The sequence below is a fragment of the Ruegeria sp. BI11 genome, assembly GCF_056538005.1.
In genome coordinates this window covers 819,028-838,176 of the sequence record NZ_JBQFSM010000001.1, presented here as the reverse complement: position 1 = coordinate 838,176, position 19,149 = coordinate 819,028, and the positions used below count along the sequence as shown (strand labels likewise).

At 57.0% G+C, this 19,149-nt stretch carries 21 protein-coding genes; 12 read left to right on the top strand and 9 right to left on the bottom strand.

The features are described from left to right. Positions 1-93: 93 nt before the first annotated feature. The 6 genes from ACR0DT_RS04155 to rpsF all read right to left on the bottom strand — a co-directional run bounded on the left by ACR0DT_RS04155 (position 94) and on the right by rpsF (position 3,868). A complete protein-coding gene (locus tag ACR0DT_RS04155) occupies positions 94-948 on the bottom strand; it encodes an acyl-homoserine-lactone synthase (protein ID WP_480709531.1) in 855 nt (284 codons plus the stop codon). A gap of 107 nt (positions 949-1,055) precedes the next feature. After that, positions 1,056-1,757, bottom strand: coding sequence for an autoinducer binding domain-containing protein (locus ACR0DT_RS04150; protein ID WP_480709530.1), 702 nt, complete (start codon positions 1,755-1,757; stop codon positions 1,056-1,058). 236 nt (positions 1,758-1,993) lie between these two features. Further along, positions 1,994-2,473, bottom strand: coding sequence for a transglycosylase SLT domain-containing protein (locus ACR0DT_RS04145; protein WP_480709529.1), 480 nt, complete (start codon positions 2,471-2,473; stop codon positions 1,994-1,996). Between the two features lie 153 nt (positions 2,474-2,626). Beyond that, on the bottom strand, positions 2,627-3,247 hold the full coding sequence (rplI, locus tag ACR0DT_RS04140; protein ID WP_480709528.1) for a 50S ribosomal protein L9: 621 nt from the start codon (positions 3,245-3,247) through the stop codon (positions 2,627-2,629). Between the two features lie 12 nt (positions 3,248-3,259). Beyond that, a complete protein-coding gene (gene rpsR, locus ACR0DT_RS04135) occupies positions 3,260-3,487 on the bottom strand; it encodes a 30S ribosomal protein S18 (protein WP_005608650.1) in 228 nt (75 codons plus the stop codon). 27 nt (positions 3,488-3,514) lie between these two features. Beyond that, the gene (rpsF, locus tag ACR0DT_RS04130; protein ID WP_155151103.1) at positions 3,515-3,868 is read right to left on the bottom strand and encodes a 30S ribosomal protein S6; all 354 of its coding nucleotides are present in this window, start codon (positions 3,866-3,868) and stop codon (positions 3,515-3,517) included. A gap of 305 nt (positions 3,869-4,173) precedes the next feature. Here rpsF and ACR0DT_RS04125 point away from each other — a divergent pair, with 305 nt between their 5' ends. Beyond that, the gene (locus ACR0DT_RS04125; protein WP_480709527.1) at positions 4,174-4,683 is read left to right on the top strand and encodes a hypothetical protein; all 510 of its coding nucleotides are present in this window, start codon (positions 4,174-4,176) and stop codon (positions 4,681-4,683) included. A gap of 126 nt (positions 4,684-4,809) precedes the next feature. Beyond that, entirely contained in the window at positions 4,810-5,382 is a 573-nt protein-coding gene (locus tag ACR0DT_RS04120; RefSeq protein WP_480709526.1) for a YceI family protein, read from the top strand. Positions 5,383-5,438: 56 nt separating this feature from the next. Here ACR0DT_RS04120 and ACR0DT_RS04115 read toward each other — a convergent pair whose 3' ends face one another. Continuing rightward, positions 5,439-6,665 (bottom strand): cytochrome b/b6 domain-containing protein, encoded by a 1,227-nt coding sequence (locus ACR0DT_RS04115; RefSeq protein ID WP_480709525.1) that lies wholly within the window; start codon positions 6,663-6,665, stop codon positions 5,439-5,441. A gap of 170 nt (positions 6,666-6,835) precedes the next feature. Between ACR0DT_RS04115 and fabD the strand changes: the two genes are divergently transcribed. The 7 genes from fabD to mltG all read left to right on the top strand — a co-directional run bounded on the left by fabD (position 6,836) and on the right by mltG (position 13,165). Further along, positions 6,836-7,774: an ACP S-malonyltransferase gene (gene fabD / locus ACR0DT_RS04110; protein ID WP_480709524.1), complete on the top strand. Its 939-nt coding sequence runs from the start codon at positions 6,836-6,838 to the stop codon at positions 7,772-7,774. A 41-nt stretch (positions 7,775-7,815) separates the two neighbouring features. Further along, positions 7,816-8,553 carry a 3-oxoacyl-[acyl-carrier-protein] reductase gene (fabG, locus tag ACR0DT_RS04105; protein ID WP_480709523.1) on the top strand — a complete coding sequence of 246 codons (738 nt, stop codon included), beginning with the start codon at positions 7,816-7,818 and terminating at the stop codon, positions 8,551-8,553. 209 nt (positions 8,554-8,762) lie between these two features. Then, the gene (locus ACR0DT_RS04100) at positions 8,763-8,996 is read left to right on the top strand and encodes an acyl carrier protein (RefSeq protein WP_008756330.1); all 234 of its coding nucleotides are present in this window, start codon (positions 8,763-8,765) and stop codon (positions 8,994-8,996) included. A 136-nt stretch (positions 8,997-9,132) separates the two neighbouring features. After that, positions 9,133-9,672: a GNAT family N-acetyltransferase gene (locus ACR0DT_RS04095; protein ID WP_480709522.1), complete on the top strand. Its 540-nt coding sequence runs from the start codon at positions 9,133-9,135 to the stop codon at positions 9,670-9,672. Between the two features lie 119 nt (positions 9,673-9,791). Then, entirely contained in the window at positions 9,792-10,535 is a 744-nt protein-coding gene (locus tag ACR0DT_RS04090) for a 1-(5-phosphoribosyl)-5-[(5-phosphoribosylamino)methylideneamino]imidazole-4-carboxamide isomerase (RefSeq protein WP_480709521.1), read from the top strand. A gap of 203 nt (positions 10,536-10,738) precedes the next feature. Then, a complete protein-coding gene (gene fabF / locus ACR0DT_RS04085; RefSeq protein ID WP_480709520.1) occupies positions 10,739-12,004 on the top strand; it encodes a beta-ketoacyl-ACP synthase II in 1,266 nt (421 codons plus the stop codon). Continuing rightward, a complete protein-coding gene (gene mltG, locus ACR0DT_RS04080) occupies positions 12,005-13,165 on the top strand; it encodes an endolytic transglycosylase MltG (protein ID WP_480709519.1) in 1,161 nt (386 codons plus the stop codon). Positions 13,166-13,200: 35 nt separating this feature from the next. Here the strand turns inward: mltG and ACR0DT_RS04075 are convergent, their stop codons facing one another. After that, positions 13,201-14,457 carry a DEAD/DEAH box helicase gene (locus ACR0DT_RS04075; RefSeq protein ID WP_480709518.1) on the bottom strand — a complete coding sequence of 419 codons (1,257 nt, stop codon included), beginning with the start codon at positions 14,455-14,457 and terminating at the stop codon, positions 13,201-13,203. Positions 14,458-14,721: 264 nt separating this feature from the next. Further along, the gene (locus ACR0DT_RS04070; protein ID WP_480709517.1) at positions 14,722-15,594 is read right to left on the bottom strand and encodes a DMT family transporter; all 873 of its coding nucleotides are present in this window, start codon (positions 15,592-15,594) and stop codon (positions 14,722-14,724) included. A gap of 90 nt (positions 15,595-15,684) precedes the next feature. Here ACR0DT_RS04070 and ACR0DT_RS04065 point away from each other — a divergent pair, with 90 nt between their 5' ends. From ACR0DT_RS04065 to ACR0DT_RS04055, 3 genes are all read left to right on the top strand, one after another. Then, a complete protein-coding gene (locus ACR0DT_RS04065) occupies positions 15,685-16,575 on the top strand; it encodes a LysR substrate-binding domain-containing protein (protein WP_480709516.1) in 891 nt (296 codons plus the stop codon). A gap of 454 nt (positions 16,576-17,029) precedes the next feature. After that, a complete protein-coding gene (locus ACR0DT_RS04060) occupies positions 17,030-18,373 on the top strand; it encodes a DNA-packaging protein (RefSeq protein WP_480709657.1) in 1,344 nt (447 codons plus the stop codon). A gap of 120 nt (positions 18,374-18,493) precedes the next feature. Continuing rightward, on the top strand, positions 18,494-19,042 hold the full coding sequence (locus ACR0DT_RS04055; RefSeq protein ID WP_480709515.1) for a luciferase domain-containing protein: 549 nt from the start codon (positions 18,494-18,496) through the stop codon (positions 19,040-19,042). Positions 19,043-19,149: the final 107 nt, after the last annotated feature.

Here is a 19,149-nt window from a genome sequence, read left to right as displayed (position 1 = left end):
CTCCGCCCATTCCCCATGGGCACAAAAAAAATCGGAGCCGTCTGCGGTCAGACGGCTCCGGTGGGTGGCTTTTGATCTTATGAGGTGAGGGGGTCAGGCCTCATGAGCAAAAGCACGGGGGGTACTCAGCAGAGCGATCTTCTGCTCTGGCGTGAAGCGATCTGACAGTGCCTCGATTAGCTTTAGCACGTCTTTAGTTTCGTCTTCTGTTTTTGCCGAATGCATCTGTTCGACAAAATATTTCTCTAGTTCGGTCAGAGGTTGGTGGTCGCGGTTCGCGACTTTCGGGTCGACCAGCTTTTTGCTGTTGAACAGAGCAAGTGCCTCTTCTTCTTCAAGGAACACATCTCCCTCGATGCCTGCGAACTCCCGTAGGGCGGCGATGCGTTCATCGGTGCAGTCAACCAGAGCGGCTAGAGCTGAAACCTTGCCCATCGGCACAGTTTTCCCGACATAGTCGTAAGGCGCGCAGTTCGAACGTTTGAGAACGCGATCCATCACCGGATCAATGACCGTAATTATGTCCTGAATACCTGCGTTTATGGCATATTCCAGCGAACCAACCATAAGTTCACAAGTCGCATAGGACAGTGAGTTCTTATCCGTACCGTGTTTTAGCCGTTGGGTGTCGACGCAGAAGCGCGTGGATTCCCACATTGTTGCGCTTCGGAGTGGTGGTTCTCCATCCAGAATGGCCGAGAATACATCCGCCAGCATGTGAGGTCCGGTCGTCTGTAGGGCACGCACGGCTGCGACGACATTCCCCCCGTCGTCGAAGCCGATTACGTATGTCGGATCCAGATTATCGAACTCATCGATTTCTTTGCCGTCTTCGATTTTGACGTCCCAACCAAGACGTTCACCAAAAACGCGCGCTCTTAACTCGAACATTTCGTCAAGAACTTCGCCGAACATATGTCTGTTCAGCCCATCAACTACGATGATCATTTCTTCCCCCTTCGAGTGGTTATTCGGTAAACTAGAGGTTACCGCTTCGAAGGAGATTTTCTATTGGGGGTTTCCCGTATTTTGTTCAGATTGTGGGATTTCTGTGCCTAGCCGGTGCCGATAAGTCCGACTGCGATGGCCCGGCCCACAGCCTGTGGAGTGGTCAACGCACACAGTTTTTCCCTGCTTGAGCGCAGGTGAACCTCGACCGTCCGGTGCGAGATTGAGAGAATGTCGCCTATGTCCTGTTGCGATTTTCCAGCCGCAACCCATTGAAGGATCTCTGCTTCACGGGTCGATAGGTTGGGGTGATACAACGCACCGGTGAAATCGTCCGATGTGATTACGTTGTCATGCATGTGTACTGCCATGCCCTGGAGGTCGCTGATCACGTGTTTGTAGAGCTTGCGCCATTCCTCTTTAGAGCAGTCACGTGTCACACTAAGGAAACCGATGTCGCCATAAGGTCCGCGGACGGGAATGGTAACCCCTTGACTGGGAAGGCCAAAATCATGTGCGTCTCTGAAAACGCGTTGAAAATTTTGGTTGCGTTCCAGGCGGGTCCAATCAACCGGAGCGATGCTGCGTTTGGCCACATGCAGCGTTGGATCAATCATAACCAGATCGTGCTTTTGGTAATGCTCTTTCCAGTCGTCATTATAGGTAACGTGGCCTGCAACTTTTCCCTCCGACGGGTTCATACCCGCGTAGGCTGCGTGATCCATTTCAAACTTTTCACAAACCTGCTTAAGAAAATCGGTATACCGATTTTCCGAACCTGGCAGCGTGCTCAGATCAATGATCTCCATATTGCGCCTACGAACTACTGCTTTTATTTCAGCCCGATGGTGTCTTCGGACCAGCAATTTACCAGAGTGGAACCAACTTACCTCGCGACAAGTACGACAACATATATTTCAGATAATGACAAGACAATGGAATAATTGTCTGTGCTTTTCGAATCAGTGTTATGTACATCAGAGCATTTTTGTCACAATAGCCCTCAAGTACGCCCAGATTGCGTCATAAACCATGATTTAACAACCTATGGTGATGGCACTAGCCCAGTTTCGACCAGCATTCCCCGCGCTTTGGCTTCTGGATAGTATCCTTTGGCGTACAGGAATATTGCCCGTTTCTGATCACCGTCCGACAACAGCCACGCGCCACGCAGGTACTTTCCGGCAAATTCCAGATTGGTATCGGCATCCAACAGCCCCTGTGCATTTCCCTTGTAGCCCATCGAGCGAGCCGTCGCGGGCAGGATTTGCAACAGGCCGTAATACGGCCGGTTTACAGCCCAGGGTCGGTGGGTACTTTCCCGGATCGCCAGTTTGTGCACCAGCTCTCGAGGGACTTCGTAATGATCGGCCCACTTGTTGATTGACGCCCGCAACTCAGGAGTTTCGTTGGGATGGAGCGGGGGATCAAACGTATCTTGCGTCGACGTATTCGGCCCGCCGCAGGCGGCGAAAGGGATTGTCAGCAACATGGCCAGAACGCTGCGGCGCAGGATAGGTGTCATCTGTGTACTCCGAATTTCAGGGCGCGATGATAGGAAACGAAGACCTGGTTGCAAGTATAGGTTTGAGATGTGGCCGAAATTTGCCCGTTTTGCGTGTGCATAAAAAAGGCCGCACGAAACTGTGCGGCCTTTTCAAATTTCGGTAAAACCGGATCAGGCTTTGGCTTCGTCTTCTTCAGCCGGCGCTTCTTCGGCAACCAGCTCTTCATCGTCCGAAGCAGCGGAACCGATATCGTCGAACAGTTCAGCGATTTCGAATTCAGCGGCAGCTTCTTCTTCAGCAGCCAGTTCCTGGATCGATTTGCCCGACGCCTGCAGTTCGGCTTCTTCTTCCGAACGGGCGACGTTCATCTTGATCTCGACTTCGACCTCGGGGTGCAGTTTGACTGCGAGCGAGTGCAGACCCAGTTCCTTAATCGGTGCGATCAGAGCAATCTGTTTCTTGTCGACCGAGAAACCAGCCTCGGTTGCAGCGTCCGCGGCGTCACGCGGGGTGACCGAACCGTACAGAGCGCCGGCATCTGATGCCGAGCGAATCACGATGAACTGCTGACCGTCCAGCTTTTCAGCCAGTGCTTCAGCTTCTTTCTTGGTTTCCAGGTTGCGTGCCTCAAGCTGTGCTTTCTGGGCTTCGAACGACGCGATGTTGGCGTCCGATGCGCTCAGCGCTTTGCCCTGGGGCAGCAGGAAGTTGCGGGCATAGCCGGGCTTGACGTCAACGACGTCGCCCATCTGACCCAGTTTCGCAACGCGTTCCAGCAGGATAACTTGCATGTCAGTCTCTCCTTACTTCACGGCGTAGGGCAGCAGGGCGAGGAAGCGCGCGCGCTTGATAGCACGGGCCAGTTCACGCTGCTTTTTCGCCGAAACGGCGGTGATACGCGAAGGAACGATCTTGCCACGCTCAGAAATGTAGCGCTGCAGCAGACGTGTGTCTTTATAGTCGATCTTCGGCGCGTTCTCGCCCGAGAACGGGCAGACCTTGCGGCGGCGGAAGAATGGTTTTGCGGCCATGGTTTATGTCCTTTCGTCAGGCGTTGATCAGCGGCGCTCGCGGCGGCCTTCGCGCTCATCGCGCTTCTGCATCTGGACCGAGGGGCCCTCGGCATGCTCGTCGACCTTGATGGTCAGAACACGCATAACGTCGTCATGCAGGCGCATCAGGCGTTCCATTTCCTGAACGGCACCGGCAGGGGCGTCGGTCTTCAGGAAGGCATAGTGGCCTTTGCGGTTTTTGTTGATCTTGTAGGCCATCGTCTTGACGCCCCAGTACTCGCTTTCAACAACGTTGCCGCCGTTGTCCGCCAGAACGGTGCCGAAATGTTCGACGAGGCTTTCTGCCTGCGCGTTGGACAGGTCCTGACGCGCGATCATTACATGCTCATACAGTGGCATGTGCACTCCTGTTTCTATCAAGGCGCATTTCATAGGCGGGGCCATTTTGTCCTTCGCGACCCTGCCACGAGAGGCTGCGCGATTCATATGATTTGCGAAGGATGGCCCCATATACACGTTTGAGCGGTAGGGGCAAGCCCCGCCTCAAACGCCTTGGCGGTGTCGTGCTATTAACATCCAATTAACATTGCACCGCCCAATTCCTGACGCTTTTCGGCTCAAAGTTGTTTTTCATACCGGGGACTATCCGGCCCGACCGGACCCAGATCGGCAACCTGAAATACAGGGTGAGAGAGATGACCGCGATGAATACGAATGCATTCGAAAAGTCCGCAACCTCAGCGAACTATGAGAAATCTGTACCAGTTATGATCACCTTCGCACCGAACTGGAAGGTTCGCATGGTACTGGCCCGTCTTTTGGGCGCTTTTCTAGTCGTGATGGCTTTTTCCATGTGGCTGGTTGCTGGCTCCGCAATGGCCGCCGAAGTCTGGCCGATCAAGCTGGCTGCGTCGCTGATGTTCCTTTTGGTTGGGGTCAGCCTGCTGACGATTCAGCTGCTGGATGCCCGCCCTGATGCCTATTTCGACCCGATCCGCCGCGAGGTTCGGGTGCTGCAAAAGAACGAGAACGGCCGCCCACAGACTGTTCTGCGCCGTAGCTACGACACGCTGGGCGGCGCCCGCTTTGCGGACGATCAGGTCGAACTGTACGACGTCGACGGCAGCCTGTTGATGAAGCTGCCGCTGCAATCGGCGGATGTCAGCCGAGCGCTCAAGGGGCAACTGAGCGGAAGTGTAACAATCTTTGCCTAAATCTTATTCTGTTCATCTAAGAACAGAAACTGTTAGCGAATAATACTTGTGTGCTGCCCAAGGGCAGCACATTTTCGTTATTGAGCAACCCAACCGGATTGCATCCATAATTTTGCGGAGATTACCATGAAATCCACCCTTCTTGCTGCTGCACTGGCCGTTTCGGCAACATCGGCGTTTGCCAGCGCCGAGAAATATGTTTTGGACCCCAGCCATAGCCAGGTTGTCTTCAGCTATAACCACCTAGGTTATTCAACCACCACCGGCATGTTCTCGGGCTTCGAGGGCGAGATCATGTTCGATCAAGAAGACCCCGCGGCTTCGAGCGTGTCCGTTTCAATGCCTGTTGTCGAAATGATCACCGGTTGGAAGCCGCGTGAAGATCACTTTATGACTGAGGATTTCTTTGGCGCAGCCGAAGGTGATCTGGTCACCTTTACGTCGACCGGCATCGAAGTCACCGGCGAGAACACTGCCAACATCACCGGCGATCTGACCATGAATGGTGTTACCAAATCGGTCGTTCTGGATGCCAAGCTCAACCAGGTGTCCGAGCACCCGATGGCAAAAAAGCCGTGGGCCGGCTTTGATGCGACCACCACATTAATACGCAGCGATTTCGATCTGGGACAGTTTGCACCGTTCGTCGGTGATGAAGTCGAAGTTCGGATTTCGGTCGAAGCGGTGAAGGCTGAATAAGCCAGGTCCGACCCTTTGAATAGAAACCGCCGGGGTATATCACCCCGGCGGTTTTTTTACTCGGCGCGTTGTGCGGTCAGGTCCACCGAGACTGCCACCGCAAAGGCCAGCGAGTCCTCACCGGACATGGACTTGCCAACGTCAAAGTCCAGACGGTTCAGTTCCAACGCTCCGGTCATCGTGGCGGTGTTGTCCTGAAGATCAAGCGTGAAGGGCAGCACGACATCCACCGTTTTGTCGCGGATGGTCAGCGGGCCGCGTGCCTCGTACCCGGTGCCGGTCTTGTAGAGCTCGGCCTTGAACTGGGCGGTTGGGAACTGGGTGCTGTCAAAGAAATCGGCACCCATGGCCTGATCTGTAACTGTTCCGAGGCTCAGCGAAGGGATGGCGATTGTGACATCCACTGTCCCGGCCAGGCCTAGCTCGGATGGGTCCTCAAAGGCGATTGCGGCAGTCCAGTCGGCGAAGGTGCCGGTTACCGGGCTGCCCAATTGAGTAATGGTAATGGACAGTGTCCCGTTCTGTACTTGCCAGTCCGATTGCACCTCGGTCAGCTCTGCGGTGTCGGTCGCGGCGGCGGAGTGGTCCGAGACTACGCCCATGGACCAGCCCCCAAGCAAAACCGCGCCCCAGATTGCCAGCGCGGCAAATGCGGGCAGGGCCGTATGATGTTGGGCTGGCGGCTGTGGAGCGTCCGAAAGGCCGGGCAGCATACGGCGCAGGGTGCTGTCCTTATCGACCACGTGATGCTTCAGGGCACCGGTGATATGCAGAACCAGTGATCCAGCGAGAACCAGGATAAACAACCAGTGCAAGCCAGCCGTGACCTCGGCGACATAGGGCGACTTGGGCACGAGGGGCAGGTTTTGCCCAAAGGGCCACAGGATCGGGGCAAACCCTTCTGCCGCGGCGTGATGCAACCAGCCGGTCAGCGGAACCAAAACCAGCGAGCCATAAAGCATCCAGTGAACGACCTCGGCGGCAAAGGCTTCGGGTTTGTTGTCTGCGTTCAGCAGACCGGGTTTGGGTTGGGTCAACGCCCAAATGATACGGGCCAGAGCAACGAAGAAGACGGTAACCCCGACCGTCTTATGAAGCGAGAACAGCTGAACTGCTCGGACAAGGTCCTCCTCGGTGGTAGGGATCGCAGGGTCATAGATTGCGTGTGCCAGATTGTTGGCGAACCATCCCAGCGGCAGGGCGGTGAAGATCAGCAAAGCGGTCAACCAGTGAAAGGTCTTGGCCACACTGCCATAGCTAGAGAAAGTATTGGTCGAGGGCATCGGTTGCTCCGTGCTGGGGTGATTGCGATCAACCTAAAGCCAAGGGATCAGGACGCAATAGGGAGGCACGCACAGTCAAAGTGCCAGATTGCAGAGGTCAGGCAATGCTTGTGCCGCGCCCTCGCACGGTTTACACCCCGCCGCAATCTAACGTCATCCAAGAGGTCGCAATGACACGCGCATTCGTTTTTCCGGGGCAGGGTGCCCAAACCATCGGGATGGGCAAGGCTCTGGCCGAGGCCTACCCGGCTGCTCAGGCTGTATTCGATGAGGTCGACGAGGCGTTGGGTGAAAAGCTGAGCAACCTGATCTGGGAAGGCGATATTGCGGACCTCACCCTGACACAGAATGCGCAACCCGCGCTGATGGCGACGTCGATGGCGGTGATGCGCGCGCTGGATGCCGAAGGTATTTCGGTGACAGACGCCGCGTTTGTCGCAGGCCATTCGCTGGGCGAATATTCAGCGTTGGCCGCGGCCGGGGCGTTGTCAGTAGCCGATACTGCCCGCTTGTTGCGCACCCGGGGTCAGGCCATGCAAAGCGCCGTCCCAGTCGGCGAAGGCGCAATGGCCGCTATTCTGGGTCTGGATTTGGACGCGGTCCGCGCTGTGGCCGAAGAAGCTGCGCAGGGAGAGATTTGTCAGGCGGCAAATGACAATGACCCGACGCAAGTTGTGGTATCGGGCTCCAAAGCCGCCGTCGAACGCTCTGCCGAAATTGCGAAGGAAAAAGGAGCTAAGCGCGCGGTGATGTTGCCGGTCAGCGCACCGTTCCATTGTGCGCTGATGCAGCCTGCCGCCGATGTGATGGCCGAGGCGCTGGCAGAGGTTGAAATCAAGGCACCTGCAGTACCGTTGGTGGCCAATGTGCGGGCCGAGGCGGTCTCGGACCCCAACCTGATCCGTCAATTGCTGGTCGAGCAGATCACGGGCTCGGTCCGCTGGCGTGAAAGCGTGCAATACATGGCGGCGCAAGGCGTAACCGAAACATGGGAGATTGGCGCAGGTAAGGCCCTGTCGGGTATGGTCCGTAAGATCGACCGTGCCATCGCGGGCAAGGCTGTGAGCACGCCGGAAGATGTTCAAAAGGTCACGCAGGCCGAATCGTAAGTTAAAAGTCGTCGCAACGGACGCACCAAGAGGGAAACCGAATGTTTGATTTGACAGGTAAGAATGCGCTGATCACCGGCGCTTCGGGCGGTATTGGGGGCGATATCGCGCGCGCTCTGCATAGCGCGGGCGCTACTGTCGGGCTGTCTGGTACGCGGGTCGAGCCGCTGCAGGCTTTGGCGGATGAACTGGGTGAACGCGCGCATGTTCTGCCATGTAACCTGAGTGATCCGGAATCTGTAGCGGCGCTGCCGAAACAGGCGGCTGACGCCATGGGGTCGGTTGACATTCTGGTGAATAACGCTGGCATCACTCGGGATAACCTGTTCATGCGGATGTCGGACGAAGAATGGCAAAGCGTGATTGACGTCAACCTGACCGCCACTGCCAAACTGTGTAAAGGCGTGTTGCGCGGCATGATGAAGGCGCGTTGGGGTCGGATCATCAACATCTCGTCGGTGGTTGGTGCGACGGGCAATCCGGGTCAGGTCAACTATGCCGCGTCCAAGGCCGGTATGGTTGGTATGACCAAGTCGCTGGCCTGTGAAGTAGCAAGCCGCGGAATCACGGCAAACGCGGTGGCCCCGGGCTTTATAACAACTGCGATGACGGAAAAGCTGACCGACGATCAAAAGTCCGGAATTCTGGGTCAGGTTCCGGCCGGTCGCATGGGCGAACCATCAGAAATTGCTGCAGCAGTTCTGTACCTTGCAAGCCCCGAAGCAGGATATATCACAGGAACAACCTTGCATGTGAATGGCGGTATGGCCATGTTGTGACCGCAAACTGGCGCAGGCGCGAAAGCGTTTGCGTCGGGCGTTGTCTGTGCTATAGGCGGCGCATGTATGCAGGGGTCGACCGATGGGTCGGCCTTCTACTTTCCCGGCAATCGGGAATCCAAACCGCCCGGACCGGGCAAATCAAAGCCAGCCTGAGCGGGCAAGGGCAGAACCGGGCAATGCGCCCTGAAACGGAATGAGGAATAGACATGAGCGACGTCGCAGATCGCGTTAAAAAGATCGTTGTTGAGCACCTGGGTGTTGAAGAAGACAAAGTGGCTGAAAACGCTTCCTTCATCGACGATCTGGGCGCAGACAGCCTGGACACTGTTGAGCTGGTCATGGCCTTCGAAGAAGAGTTCGGCATCGAAATCCCGGATGATGCAGCCGAAACCATCCAGACCTTTGGCGACGCCGTCAAATTCATCTCTGAAGCGTCCTAAGCGTTTCAAACCCTTGAAAGCGGCGCTTCCGGGCAACGGAGGCGCCGTTTTTTATGCCCTTCGAAAATTCATCCTTGCTTGACGCTTATTCGCTAAGCACTGTTGGAACTGAGGCAATTTTCTGAGCGGGCAGGGCATGATACGATCCACCCCGACGATAAATACAGCACGCTTGATGCTTTGCGCCATGCGTCCCGAAGATTTCAACCGGTTCGCCGAGATCTGGCGGAACCCCTGCATCGTGCGGCATATCGGTGGCAAACCACGTTCGCGCGGTGAGGCATGGGATTCATTTCTGCGCAATGCTGGGCACTGGCAGATGGCCGGGTTTGGGCAATGGGCAGTCTTGCAGCAATCGAATCGCCAGATGATCGGTCAGGCCGGTTTTTTCTACGGCAACCGCTCGATGGGCGACGATTTCGACAGTTACCCCGAGGCCGGGTGGATTCTTGTACCCGAAGCACAGGGTCAGGGTTTGGGCATAGAAGCAGCCCAGGCGGCGCATGATTGGTTTGACCGCATAATGCCTGGGCCCTTGGTTGCAATGGTAAATTCGGCAAATGAGGTCTCGCAGAAACTGGCTGGAAAGCTGGGATATGAGACGATGCGCGAAAGCGAATACAACGGCTCAGAGGTTGTGTTGTTACGCCGAAATGGTCCTCCGAAACGTCTGTAACCTCCAAATGCGGCAATGCCGCAAAATGTCCTCAGTTTGCCGAAACTGGTAAAATCCAACGTGAGTCTCATGTATATTCTACACAGGATTGCCATGTGATTGAGCGGAGGAATGGGCTCATGAGGATTTACCCAACTATGGAACTGCAGAACGGCCGGTGTGTGACGCTGGACAAGGGCCGTCTGGACAACGCCATGATCTGGCACGTGGACCCGGTTGAAACAGCACGTAGCTGGTCGGCTGCCGGGGCCGAATGGATGCAGTTGACAGATTTCGACGCAATCGAAGGACGCGACACCAACGCCGAACTGGTCGAAGAAATTATTCGCTCAGCCGAGATGCCGGTGCAGTTGGCTGGTGGGATGCGCGCGCGCGAACATATCGAACACTGGATCGACAAGGGCGCAGGGCGGGTCGTCATCGGTACGCTGGCCGCACGGGACCCGATCCTGGTGAAGGAACTGGCCAAGTTTTACCCGGATCAGATCGTTCTGGCAGTGGATGTCTGGCAGGGTTTTGTCATGACCGAAGGCTGGCGCAGTCAGAGTGCCTTTACCCCAGAAGCCTTTATCGAAGCTTTCGCGGATACTCCGTTTGCAGGCATCGTGGTGACGGATATCGACAGCGATATGGAAGATGTCGAGGCGCAGCTGGGCCTGATTTCAGGTCTTGCCGAGAAATCCCGGACCCCGGTTATCGCCAGCGGCGTAGTGCGTACGGCGGACGACATTTCACGCTTGGCCTATATCCACAATATCTCGGGTGCGATTGTCGGACGTGCGCTATTCCGCAAGTCACTGAGCCTGGAAGAAGCGCTGGACGTGGCCAAAACCGCGCATGAACCCGTGGCGCAGTTCCAGTAGTAAATAAGTAGTACGGAAACCGCCTTTTGCCTGTTTGGGCAGAGGGCGGTTTTTCATTTCAGGACCCTTCAAGCGGTGTCAGACGGTTTTTCCTTAGGGTTTGGCAGGATGATGCCGGAAGGGATTATGCCGTGGCTCTTGCCCCCGGACCCCGGGCCGGGGTATGAGCGGTTCTCAAATAGGAAGCAGGCAAGAGGCATTTCATGCGCAGAGTCGTTGTAACCGGTCTGGGATTGGTCACGCCGTTGGCCAGTGGGGTCGAGGAAAGCTGGTCACGGCTGCTGGACGGAGAATCCGGCGCAGGCCCGATCACGCAGTTTGATGCTGAGGCAAGCGGGGTCACGACGACCTATGCCTGCGAAGTGCCGCGTGGTGATGGCACCAACGGGACGTTCAATCCCGACGATTGGATGCCGCCGAAAGAACAGCGCAAGATCGAAGACTTTATCCTGTATTCCATCGCAGCGGCCGATATGGCCTGTCAGGACGCAAATTGGTTGCCTGAGGATGAAGACGCGCGCCTGCGCACCGGCGTTCTTATCGGTTCGGGCATCGGTGGTCTTGGTTCCATCGCGAACACGGCCAACCTGATCCGTGACAAAGGCCCGCGCCGTGTGTCGCCCTTTTTTATTCCTGGGGCTCTGATCAACCTAGCCTCGGGGCAGGTGTCGATCCGTCATGGCTTTAAAGGTCCGAACCATTCGGTGGTGACTGCCTGTTCAACCGGTGCGCACGCCATTGGCGACGCCAGCCGCATCATCCGTGCCGGTGACGCGGATGTCATGGTTGCAGGTGGCGGCGAGGGCTGCATCTGCGAGATCGGCATTGCAGGCTTCAATGCGTGCAAGGCGCTGTCGACCAAATATGCGGACGATCCTAAGAAAGCGAGCCGCCCGTATGACATCGACCGCGATGGGTTCGTCATGGGTGAAGGCGCCGGTATCGTTGTGCTGGAAGAATACGAACACGCCAAGGCGCGCGGGGCCAAGATTTACGCCGAGGTCCTAGGGTATGGCATGTCCGGTGACGCCTATCACATCACCGCGCCGTCTGAAGATGGCGACGGGGCAGAGCGCTCAATGAAAGCCGCGCTGCGTAGTGCCGGGCTGGAACCTAAGGACCTAGACTACATCAACGCGCATGGCACTTCGACCATGGCGGATACGATCGAACTGGGCGCGGTGGAGCGTCTGCTGGGCGACCATGCTGGCAATGCAACCATGACCTCGACCAAGTCGGCCACCGGTCACCTGTTGGGTGCGGCTGGTGCGATTGAGGCGATCTTCTCGATCCTCGCGATCCGCGATCAGGTGGCACCGCCGACGATCAATCTGGACAACCCAGCAGTTGAAACGCCGATTGATCTGGCACCCAATGCCAAACGGGAACGTGAGATCAACGTGGCGCTTTCAAACTCATTCGGGTTTGGTGGAACCAATGCCAGCGTGATCTTCGGAAAGGTCAGCTAAATGTGGCGGGCTTTGGCATCAAACGCGCTGACCATCCTAGTGGTCGGCCTGTTTCTGATCGGCGGTTTGGTCCTTTGGGGGCAGTCGCAGTACAAGTCCGAAGGCCCGTTGGAAACCGCCATGTGTCTGCAGGTTAAACGCGGTTCGAATATGACCGCCGTTAGCCAACAGCTTGAGGATGACGGCGCTATCAGCAGCTCTCTGATTTTTCGTCTGGGCGCGGACTACACCGAAAAAGCCCAACAGCTGAAAGCTGGCAGCTTTCTGGTTCGCGAAGGTGCGTCGATGGAGCAGATTATCGACGAAATCACCAGTAGCGGCGCCAGTACTTGTGGATCCGAGATCGAATACCGCGTCGGCGTTACACGGGTTCAGACCCGTGTGCGCGAGCTGAACCCTGCGACTCTGGAATTCGTTGAGATTGCGAGTTTTGAAGCTGGCGAAGAAGAAGCCCCGGCTGAATATGCCGAAAAACGTCAGGATGCCGACACACGGTATCGCGTTTCAGTGGCCGAGGGCGTGACCTCGTGGCAGGTGGTTGAAGCGCTGAAAGGGATCGACGCGTTGACTGGTGAAGTCGCCGAGATCCCAGCCGAGGGTATGCTGGCCCCGGACAGTTATGAGCTGACTCCGGGCGACGATCGGGCTGCTATGTTGCAGGAAATGCAAAACAAGCAGCAACTACGGATCAATGCGGTCTGGGAGAACCGCCAGAGCGATCTGCCGATCTCGAACCCCGAAGAGATGTTGATCCTGGCCTCGATCATCGAAAAGGAAACCGGTGTCCCGCACGAGCGTGGGCAGGTGGCCAGCGTCTTTGTGAACCGGCTTGAGAGAGGCATGAAGCTGCAGACGGACCCGACTGTGATCTATGGAGTCACCAAAGGACAAGGCGTGTTGGGCCGTGGTCTGCGCCGCAGTGAACTGCGCCGGGCAACCCCTTGGAACACTTACGTGATCGACGGTCTGCCTCCGACACCAATTGCCAATCCCGGCCTCGCAAGCCTTGAGGCTGCGGTGGCCCCGGAGGATACGAATTTCGTGTTCTTTGTGGCGGATGGCACGGGTGGGCATGCTTTTGCGGAAACCTTGGATGAGCACAACCGCAACGTTGCCAGATGGCGAGAGATTGAAGCCGAGAGAAGCAGCTCGAGCAACTAAGAAAAGGGCCGCGTCAAAAACGCGGCCCTTTCTTTTTATGCGGCGGGACGTCTGCGTGGACGCCGACGTTTCGACGATGCAGGTTTTGACGTCGAATTTGCCCCTTGCGGTTTGCGCCCCTGGAATCCTCCGCGAATGCGTGTTTTCTTGGGTTCAGAAAATTCGGGCATAGTGCCGCTGGCGACCGGAATTTCGATCTTCATCAGCCTTTGAATCTGGCGCAACTGGTCCAGCTCATCCGGCGCGCAAAAAGCTATGGCTTCACCCTCACGACCGGCGCGGGCTGTGCGGCCAATGCGGTGGACATAGTTGTCTGGCACCTCGGGCAGGTCATAGTTGATCACGTAAGCAACGCCGGGAATGTCGATGCCACGTGCGGCCACGTCGGTGGCGACAAGCACATTGATGTCTCCGGCGCGGAAAGCCTTGATTGCGCGGTCGCGTTGGCCCTGACTTTTGTTTCCGTGGATCGAGGCTGCGTTGAACCCGTCGGCCACGAGGCCCTTCATCAGCTTTTCAGCACCGTGTTTGGTACGAGCGAAGACCAGCGTCAGGGCCTCCATGTCAGTGGACAGAATTTCGCGTAACTTTTGGGGTTTTTCGGCCCGGCTAATGAAATGGACAGACTGGGTGATCTTGTCTGCCGCCTTACCCGGAGGTGAGACCTGCACCCGTTGCGGGTTGGTCAGGTAGGACTGACTGAGCTCCTCCATCTGCTTCGGCATGGTGGCCGAGAACAACATGGTCTGGCGCGGCGTGCCCAGAGCGGGCGCGATTTTGCGCAGGGCGTGGATAAAGCCCATGTCCAGCATCTGGTCGGCTTCATCCAGTACCAGATGGCGCACTGAGCTGAGATCAACGGCCCCGCGCTCCATCAGATCGATCAGGCGACCGGGGGTGGCGACCAGAATATCGGTGCCCCGCGACAGAAATGAGATCTGTTTACCAATCGACTGGCCGCCGACTACGGTGCCCACGCGCAGTTTTGTTTTCTGGGTCAGATTTCGCAGGCTTTCTGCGATCTGGTTTACCAGCTCGCGGGTCGGAGCCAGGATCAGAGCCTTAACCGTTTTCGGTGCAGGTTTACCCGGCTGGGCCAGCAGGTTGTCAATCAGCGGTAGCCCAAAGGCCAGGGTTTTGCCGGTGCCGGTTTGTGCCAGCCCAAGGATGTCATGGCCTTTCAAAGCCAGCGGAATCGCCTGGTTCTGGATCGGAGTGGGTTGGGTGAAGTTGGCGCGTTGCAGCGCGTCATTCAGGGCCGGGGCAAGGCCCAGCATGTCAAAGTCGAACAAGTGTCATTCCTTTTTAATCCGCACTGAAATATCGGCCACGGACAAGAGCGTCAGGCCGCGCAAATTGCGAGGCCAGCAGGGGTTTCTCGCGGCCTCGGGACGTGCAGGCGGTTCCTGCGGCATCCGGCCGTCTCAACAAGAACCCTGCGTGAAGGGGAACTGGGAAGTGTGTAGGGCGCTGTGGGGGGCTGTGTGGCCCAAGTGCTCACGCGTCAGCGCTGTGATTGCGGGCAGATGGGCTGTTAAGCGGGAATTGTCAAGCGTTTATTGATGGTCGTTCGCCCGCGTCAACAGCCAGCCGCCGCCCAGAATGGCCGCGCATCCGATCCAGGTTCCCAACCCCGGGACCTCGTGAAATATTGCCAATCCTAGCAGGGCTGAGAAGACGAGCCAGCTGTAATCTACCGGCGCAACCACCGAAAGCGGGGCGGAGCGATAGCCGCGAATGGTGCAATATTGCCCGAGTATCCCAAGCGGGCCCAGTAGGAGGGTCAGGCTGAAATGGGTGAAATCAATGCTCTGCCATCGAACAATCGAAGGGGGCAGCATCAGGCACGCCCCAAAAAGGGTTACATAGAACATAACGGTGTAGGCGCGTTCGGTGCGGCCCAGAAGAGTGATCAGCAAACCTTCGACGGCGAACAACAATGCGCTTAGAAAGGCAATTGCACTGGGTAGGACCGAAAGCCCTTGTTGAAATGCGCCTTTTGATATCATGACGATCAATGCTCCGGCGACAGAAACGGCAATTGCGACCTTGTGGCGGCCGCCAATGGCTTCGTTCAAAACGAAGGTCCCAAGCAAAACGGCAAGGACACCTGACAGCATGCCGATTGCCGTTGCGTCCACCAGCGGCATATTGGCCGACGCCCAACTGATCGCAACGGCGGCCCCGCATCCGCACAAGGCTCGCATGAAATGGACCCAGGGCTGAGTGCTGCGAAGCCTGAGACCGCGCCCTTGGAAAGGCAGTAGAAATCCAAGCGTTAACAGCGCGCCCAGATATCGGAATAGCGTAAGTTGGAAGACGTCGATCTCTCCATCCGCGAATTTTACCGCAGCGAATATCACCGTCCATATGAACGTGCTGAGAAGAACCCAAAGAATGGCTCCGAGGTGATTTTGGGTGGATTGCAATCGAATGTTCCTTAGAGTGTTTGGAATACGCTGGGCAAAGTTTTGTGTTTACTTCAAACGAGAAAAATTCGTTTTGAATGAGGATTTCTATTGCAGAATTCTGAACGAATATCGCTGAACGCAGTACGAATATTCGCTGTTGTTGCTGAACATCAAAGTTTCAAACTAGCGGCGCAACAGTTGGGGGTAACAGCCGGCGCAGTCAGTCGTCAGGTGCAAAGTCTTGAGGTCGCAATGGGCGTGCGGCTGTTCGATCGCCGCAACAATGCCATTTGGTTGACTGAGGCCGGAGAGACTTTTCTTCGGGATGCGCGACCGGGATTGCAGACCCTCAACAAGGCCATTGACGCAACGCTGAACGAGGGGCGAGACCTGACGGTATTGGTGCCGACCACTCTGGCCACGTTGTGGTTGGTGCCATTGTTGGCGGACTTCAAACGTCGCTGGCCTGACATTGCCGTGCGGATCGATACTTATGATCAGATCAATGCGGTACCGTCACGGCAAAGCGATATCCTCATTTCCTATCTGCCGGTCGGCATGGCGATGGAGGATGGAGGCGTATTGTTAGAAGATCGCTGCCGCCCGTATCTGTCCCCGGGCCTTCTGTCCAGCGTTTCTGACCCTGGAAATTTGACTCAAATTCCGGCATTGCAGTGCACTCGAAGCAATTGGGACTGGCTTGCTTGGCTGAAAGAGATTGGCGCAGCTGAAACGCAGCTGAGCTATGCTGGTCAATTCGATCTGGACCAAACCGCTTTGAGGGCCGCAGTTGCGGGAATGGGTATGGTGCTGTCATCTGAGTTCATCGTGCAGGATGACCTGCAAGCGGGGCGGTTATGCGCCTTGCCTGGACATCAAAGCGTGCTGTTAGGGCACTACACAATCAAGCTTTCCGAAATGGCCACGTCCGGTGCTCGTATCTTCGCTCGGTGGTTGCGATCAGCCAGTCAGAGGCCGCTATCGGTCGATTTAGGTTAACAACACGTACGGTGTCTGTTGCGTTCGCTGTTGCGTAACATATTGACTTTGCGAACTTAATCACGTATACGTTATGTCATGCTAGAAGAGGTGGGCAACGGCCGCGGGGAAACCCGGTGGCCGTTTTTCGTTTCTCTCGTGCGGAAAAACTCACGCATGAGGTCACAGGCAAACATGACTTTGATTACCCCGGAAGAGCGGATGTCCCAGACGGTAGAACTTTTGCAGTCGCTTGAGATATCCATTCGCGGTTTGCGCCAAGCAGCGGAAGAACTGCGCAGGCAAATCGGAACCGGGGAGGATGCAGACCTGGCTGGAACAGCCAAGCAACTTGGGCAGCTAGAGGGGCTGATCCGAAGTTGTCAGAAAGTGGAGACAAGCTTTGTCGAACAACATCACAGACAAGCCGGAATTGCCCAAGGAGGGTACGCACTCGACCTTGAGCGCGCTCGATTTGAAATCGGGTGCAGGTTGGCTCGCCTCCGCCGATGCTGCGGTTCGGGAGAGATTTCTGAGTGAGATCGGGGAGGGGGGGCTGTGCGCCCTCCCTTTCCTTTTCGAGTTCTGGGCGCTGCCGCATCAATTGCCGCCCGAAGGTGATTGGCGATCCTGGGTGATCATGGGCGGGCGCGGGGCTGGCAAGACACGGGCCGGGTCCGAGTGGGTGCGGTCGATGGTCGAAGGGGCCAAGCCGCTGGATCGGGGCGAGGTCGGCCGTGTGGCTCTGGTGGGTGAGACGTTTGATCAGGTGCGTGATGTGATGATCTTTGGCGACAGCGGGATATTGCAATGTTCGCCGCCGGATCGCCGACCGGTGTGGAAGGCATCCGAGCGCAAGCTGATCTGGCCGAACGGGGCCGAGGCGCAGGCATTCTCGGCCAGTGATCCCGAAGGGCTGCGGGGTCCTCAGTTCGATGCTGCGTGGGTGGACGAGCTGGCCAAATGGAAAAAGGCTGGCGAGACATGGGACATGTTGCAGTTCGCACTGCGATTGGGGAAACGCCCCTGTGTCTGTGTTACGACCACGCCCCGCAATGTGAAGGTTTTGAAAGAGTTGTTGGCCTCTCCGTCCACGGTGCAAACCCACGCGCCGACTGAGGCGAACCGGGCCAATCTGGCAGACTCGTTTCTGGAAGAGGTGCGCGCGCGCTATGCAGGCACACGGCTGGGGCGGCAGGAATTGGACGGGGTACTGCTGTCGGATGCTGAGGGCGCACTGTGGACGGGGTCGATGTTGGATGCGGCGCGCATTGAGGCCGTGCCCGATCTGGACCGCATCGTCGTGGCGCTGGACCCGGCGGTGACGGCGGGGTCAGGTGCCGATGCCTGCGGAATCGTGGTAGTCGGGGCGCATGTGCAGGGGCCGCCCGAGCAGTGGCGCGCCTATGTACTGGCCGACCGGACAGTGCAAGGGGTTGGCCCGGCAGGTTGGGCGCAGGCGGCGATTGACTCCATGGATGAGTTTGGGGCCGAACGGCTGGTGGCTGAGGTCAATCAGGGTGGGCAGTTAGTTGAGGAGGTCGTGCGGCAGGTAGACCCTCTGGTCCCGTTCCGCGCGGTGCGCGCGTCGCGCGGCAAGGTCGCGCGGGCGGAGCCTGTAGCGGCCCTGTACGAACAGGGTCGGGTGTCGCATGTCTCGGGGTTGGACGCGCTGGAGGAACAGATGTGCCAGATGACCGCGCGTGGGTTCGAGGGGCAGGGCTCACCTGACCGGGTCGACGCACTGGTATGGGCACTGCATGAGTTGGTTGTGGGGCCTGCGGGGGCGTATCGGCGGCCAAGGGTGCGGGCACTGTAGTAGAACCAAAGCGGGCCCCAGTAGTCCGCTGGAAATACGATACACGTGATCACGTGCTGTCTCTGGAAGTATTGCCCTACACCTCACTTGATGCGACCATTTCGAGGCGGAGGTGTAGTCATGAACATCCGGGTTGCTTTGCGAGGTAACATTGTCGCGGCGATGATTTGTGCTGTCATCGGGCCAGTTGCCGCGCAAACCACAGAATTACCAGAACGGACGACAGCAATACCAGAGACGACCCGTGGGGTTCCTCATGTCCAGATTGGTGTTGAGGCTGTCCCAGAGTTGACCGAAGACCTTCTGAGACGCGTCAACGAAATTCCTGATGTAGAAATTCGCGAAACTGTCGTCTCATTGCCCGGAGCAAAGGGATTCTGGTTAGCAGACAACATTTCTTTGGAGCATCCAGAGGTAATTGTTGGAGGACGAGAGTTTGCGCATGTGCATCCTGATGGCTCACTCCACGCATCGCTTGACCCTAGAACGGCGCGTCTCGCGATAGATGCAGGCTGGGCGGTCGCCCACCCCTGGTCGCAAAAACGGCCGGGATGGGAAGGATTTGTGATGATTTTCACCCCTTCTTCGGCAGACGAGCTTGACGTTGTTTTTCAATTGGTTGTGGGATCCTACAATTATGTGACCGGAAGGTCATGGCAGGACCAATAGTATTTTGCGGTGAAGCGGTTCATTTCCCTACGCCTTTGTGTTGCCCAACCCCCGTACGCCTTATTCCCGAGGCTTAAACTTCTCTCCGTCATAACTCCTTTCAACAA

Excerpts from the sequence above, each read along its gene's own strand:
- ACR0DT_RS04100 (WP_008756330.1), top strand. The coding sequence starts at position 8,763 with ATGAGCGACGTCGCAGATCGCGTTAAAAAGATCGTTGTTGAGCACCTG.
- ACR0DT_RS04120 (WP_480709526.1), top strand. The coding sequence starts at position 4,810 with ATGAAATCCACCCTTCTTGCTGCTGCACTGGCCGTTTCGGCAACATCG.
- fabG (WP_480709523.1), top strand. The coding sequence starts at position 7,816 with ATGTTTGATTTGACAGGTAAGAATGCGCTGATCACCGGCGCTTCGGGC.
- fabD (WP_480709524.1), top strand. The coding sequence starts at position 6,836 with ATGACACGCGCATTCGTTTTTCCGGGGCAGGGTGCCCAAACCATCGGG.
- ACR0DT_RS04090 (WP_480709521.1), top strand. The coding sequence starts at position 9,792 with ATGAGGATTTACCCAACTATGGAACTGCAGAACGGCCGGTGTGTGACG.
- ACR0DT_RS04155 (WP_480709531.1), bottom strand. The coding sequence starts at position 948 with ATGATCATCGTAGTTGATGGGCTGAACAGACATATGTTCGGCGAAGTT.
- ACR0DT_RS04150 (WP_480709530.1), bottom strand. The coding sequence starts at position 1,757 with ATGGAGATCATTGATCTGAGCACGCTGCCAGGTTCGGAAAATCGGTAT.
- ACR0DT_RS04055 (WP_480709515.1), top strand. The coding sequence starts at position 18,494 with ATGAACATCCGGGTTGCTTTGCGAGGTAACATTGTCGCGGCGATGATT.
- ACR0DT_RS04095 (WP_480709522.1), top strand. The coding sequence starts at position 9,133 with ATGATACGATCCACCCCGACGATAAATACAGCACGCTTGATGCTTTGC.
- fabF (WP_480709520.1), top strand. The coding sequence starts at position 10,739 with ATGCGCAGAGTCGTTGTAACCGGTCTGGGATTGGTCACGCCGTTGGCC.
- rpsR (WP_005608650.1), bottom strand. The coding sequence starts at position 3,487 with ATGGCCGCAAAACCATTCTTCCGCCGCCGCAAGGTCTGCCCGTTCTCG.
- mltG (WP_480709519.1), top strand. The coding sequence starts at position 12,005 with ATGTGGCGGGCTTTGGCATCAAACGCGCTGACCATCCTAGTGGTCGGC.
- ACR0DT_RS04115 (WP_480709525.1), bottom strand. The coding sequence starts at position 6,665 with ATGCCCTCGACCAATACTTTCTCTAGCTATGGCAGTGTGGCCAAGACC.
- ACR0DT_RS04145 (WP_480709529.1), bottom strand. The coding sequence starts at position 2,473 with ATGACACCTATCCTGCGCCGCAGCGTTCTGGCCATGTTGCTGACAATC.
- rplI (WP_480709528.1), bottom strand. The coding sequence starts at position 3,247 with ATGCAAGTTATCCTGCTGGAACGCGTTGCGAAACTGGGTCAGATGGGC.
- rpsF (WP_155151103.1), bottom strand. The coding sequence starts at position 3,868 with ATGCCACTGTATGAGCATGTAATGATCGCGCGTCAGGACCTGTCCAAC.
- ACR0DT_RS04125 (WP_480709527.1), top strand. The coding sequence starts at position 4,174 with ATGAATACGAATGCATTCGAAAAGTCCGCAACCTCAGCGAACTATGAG.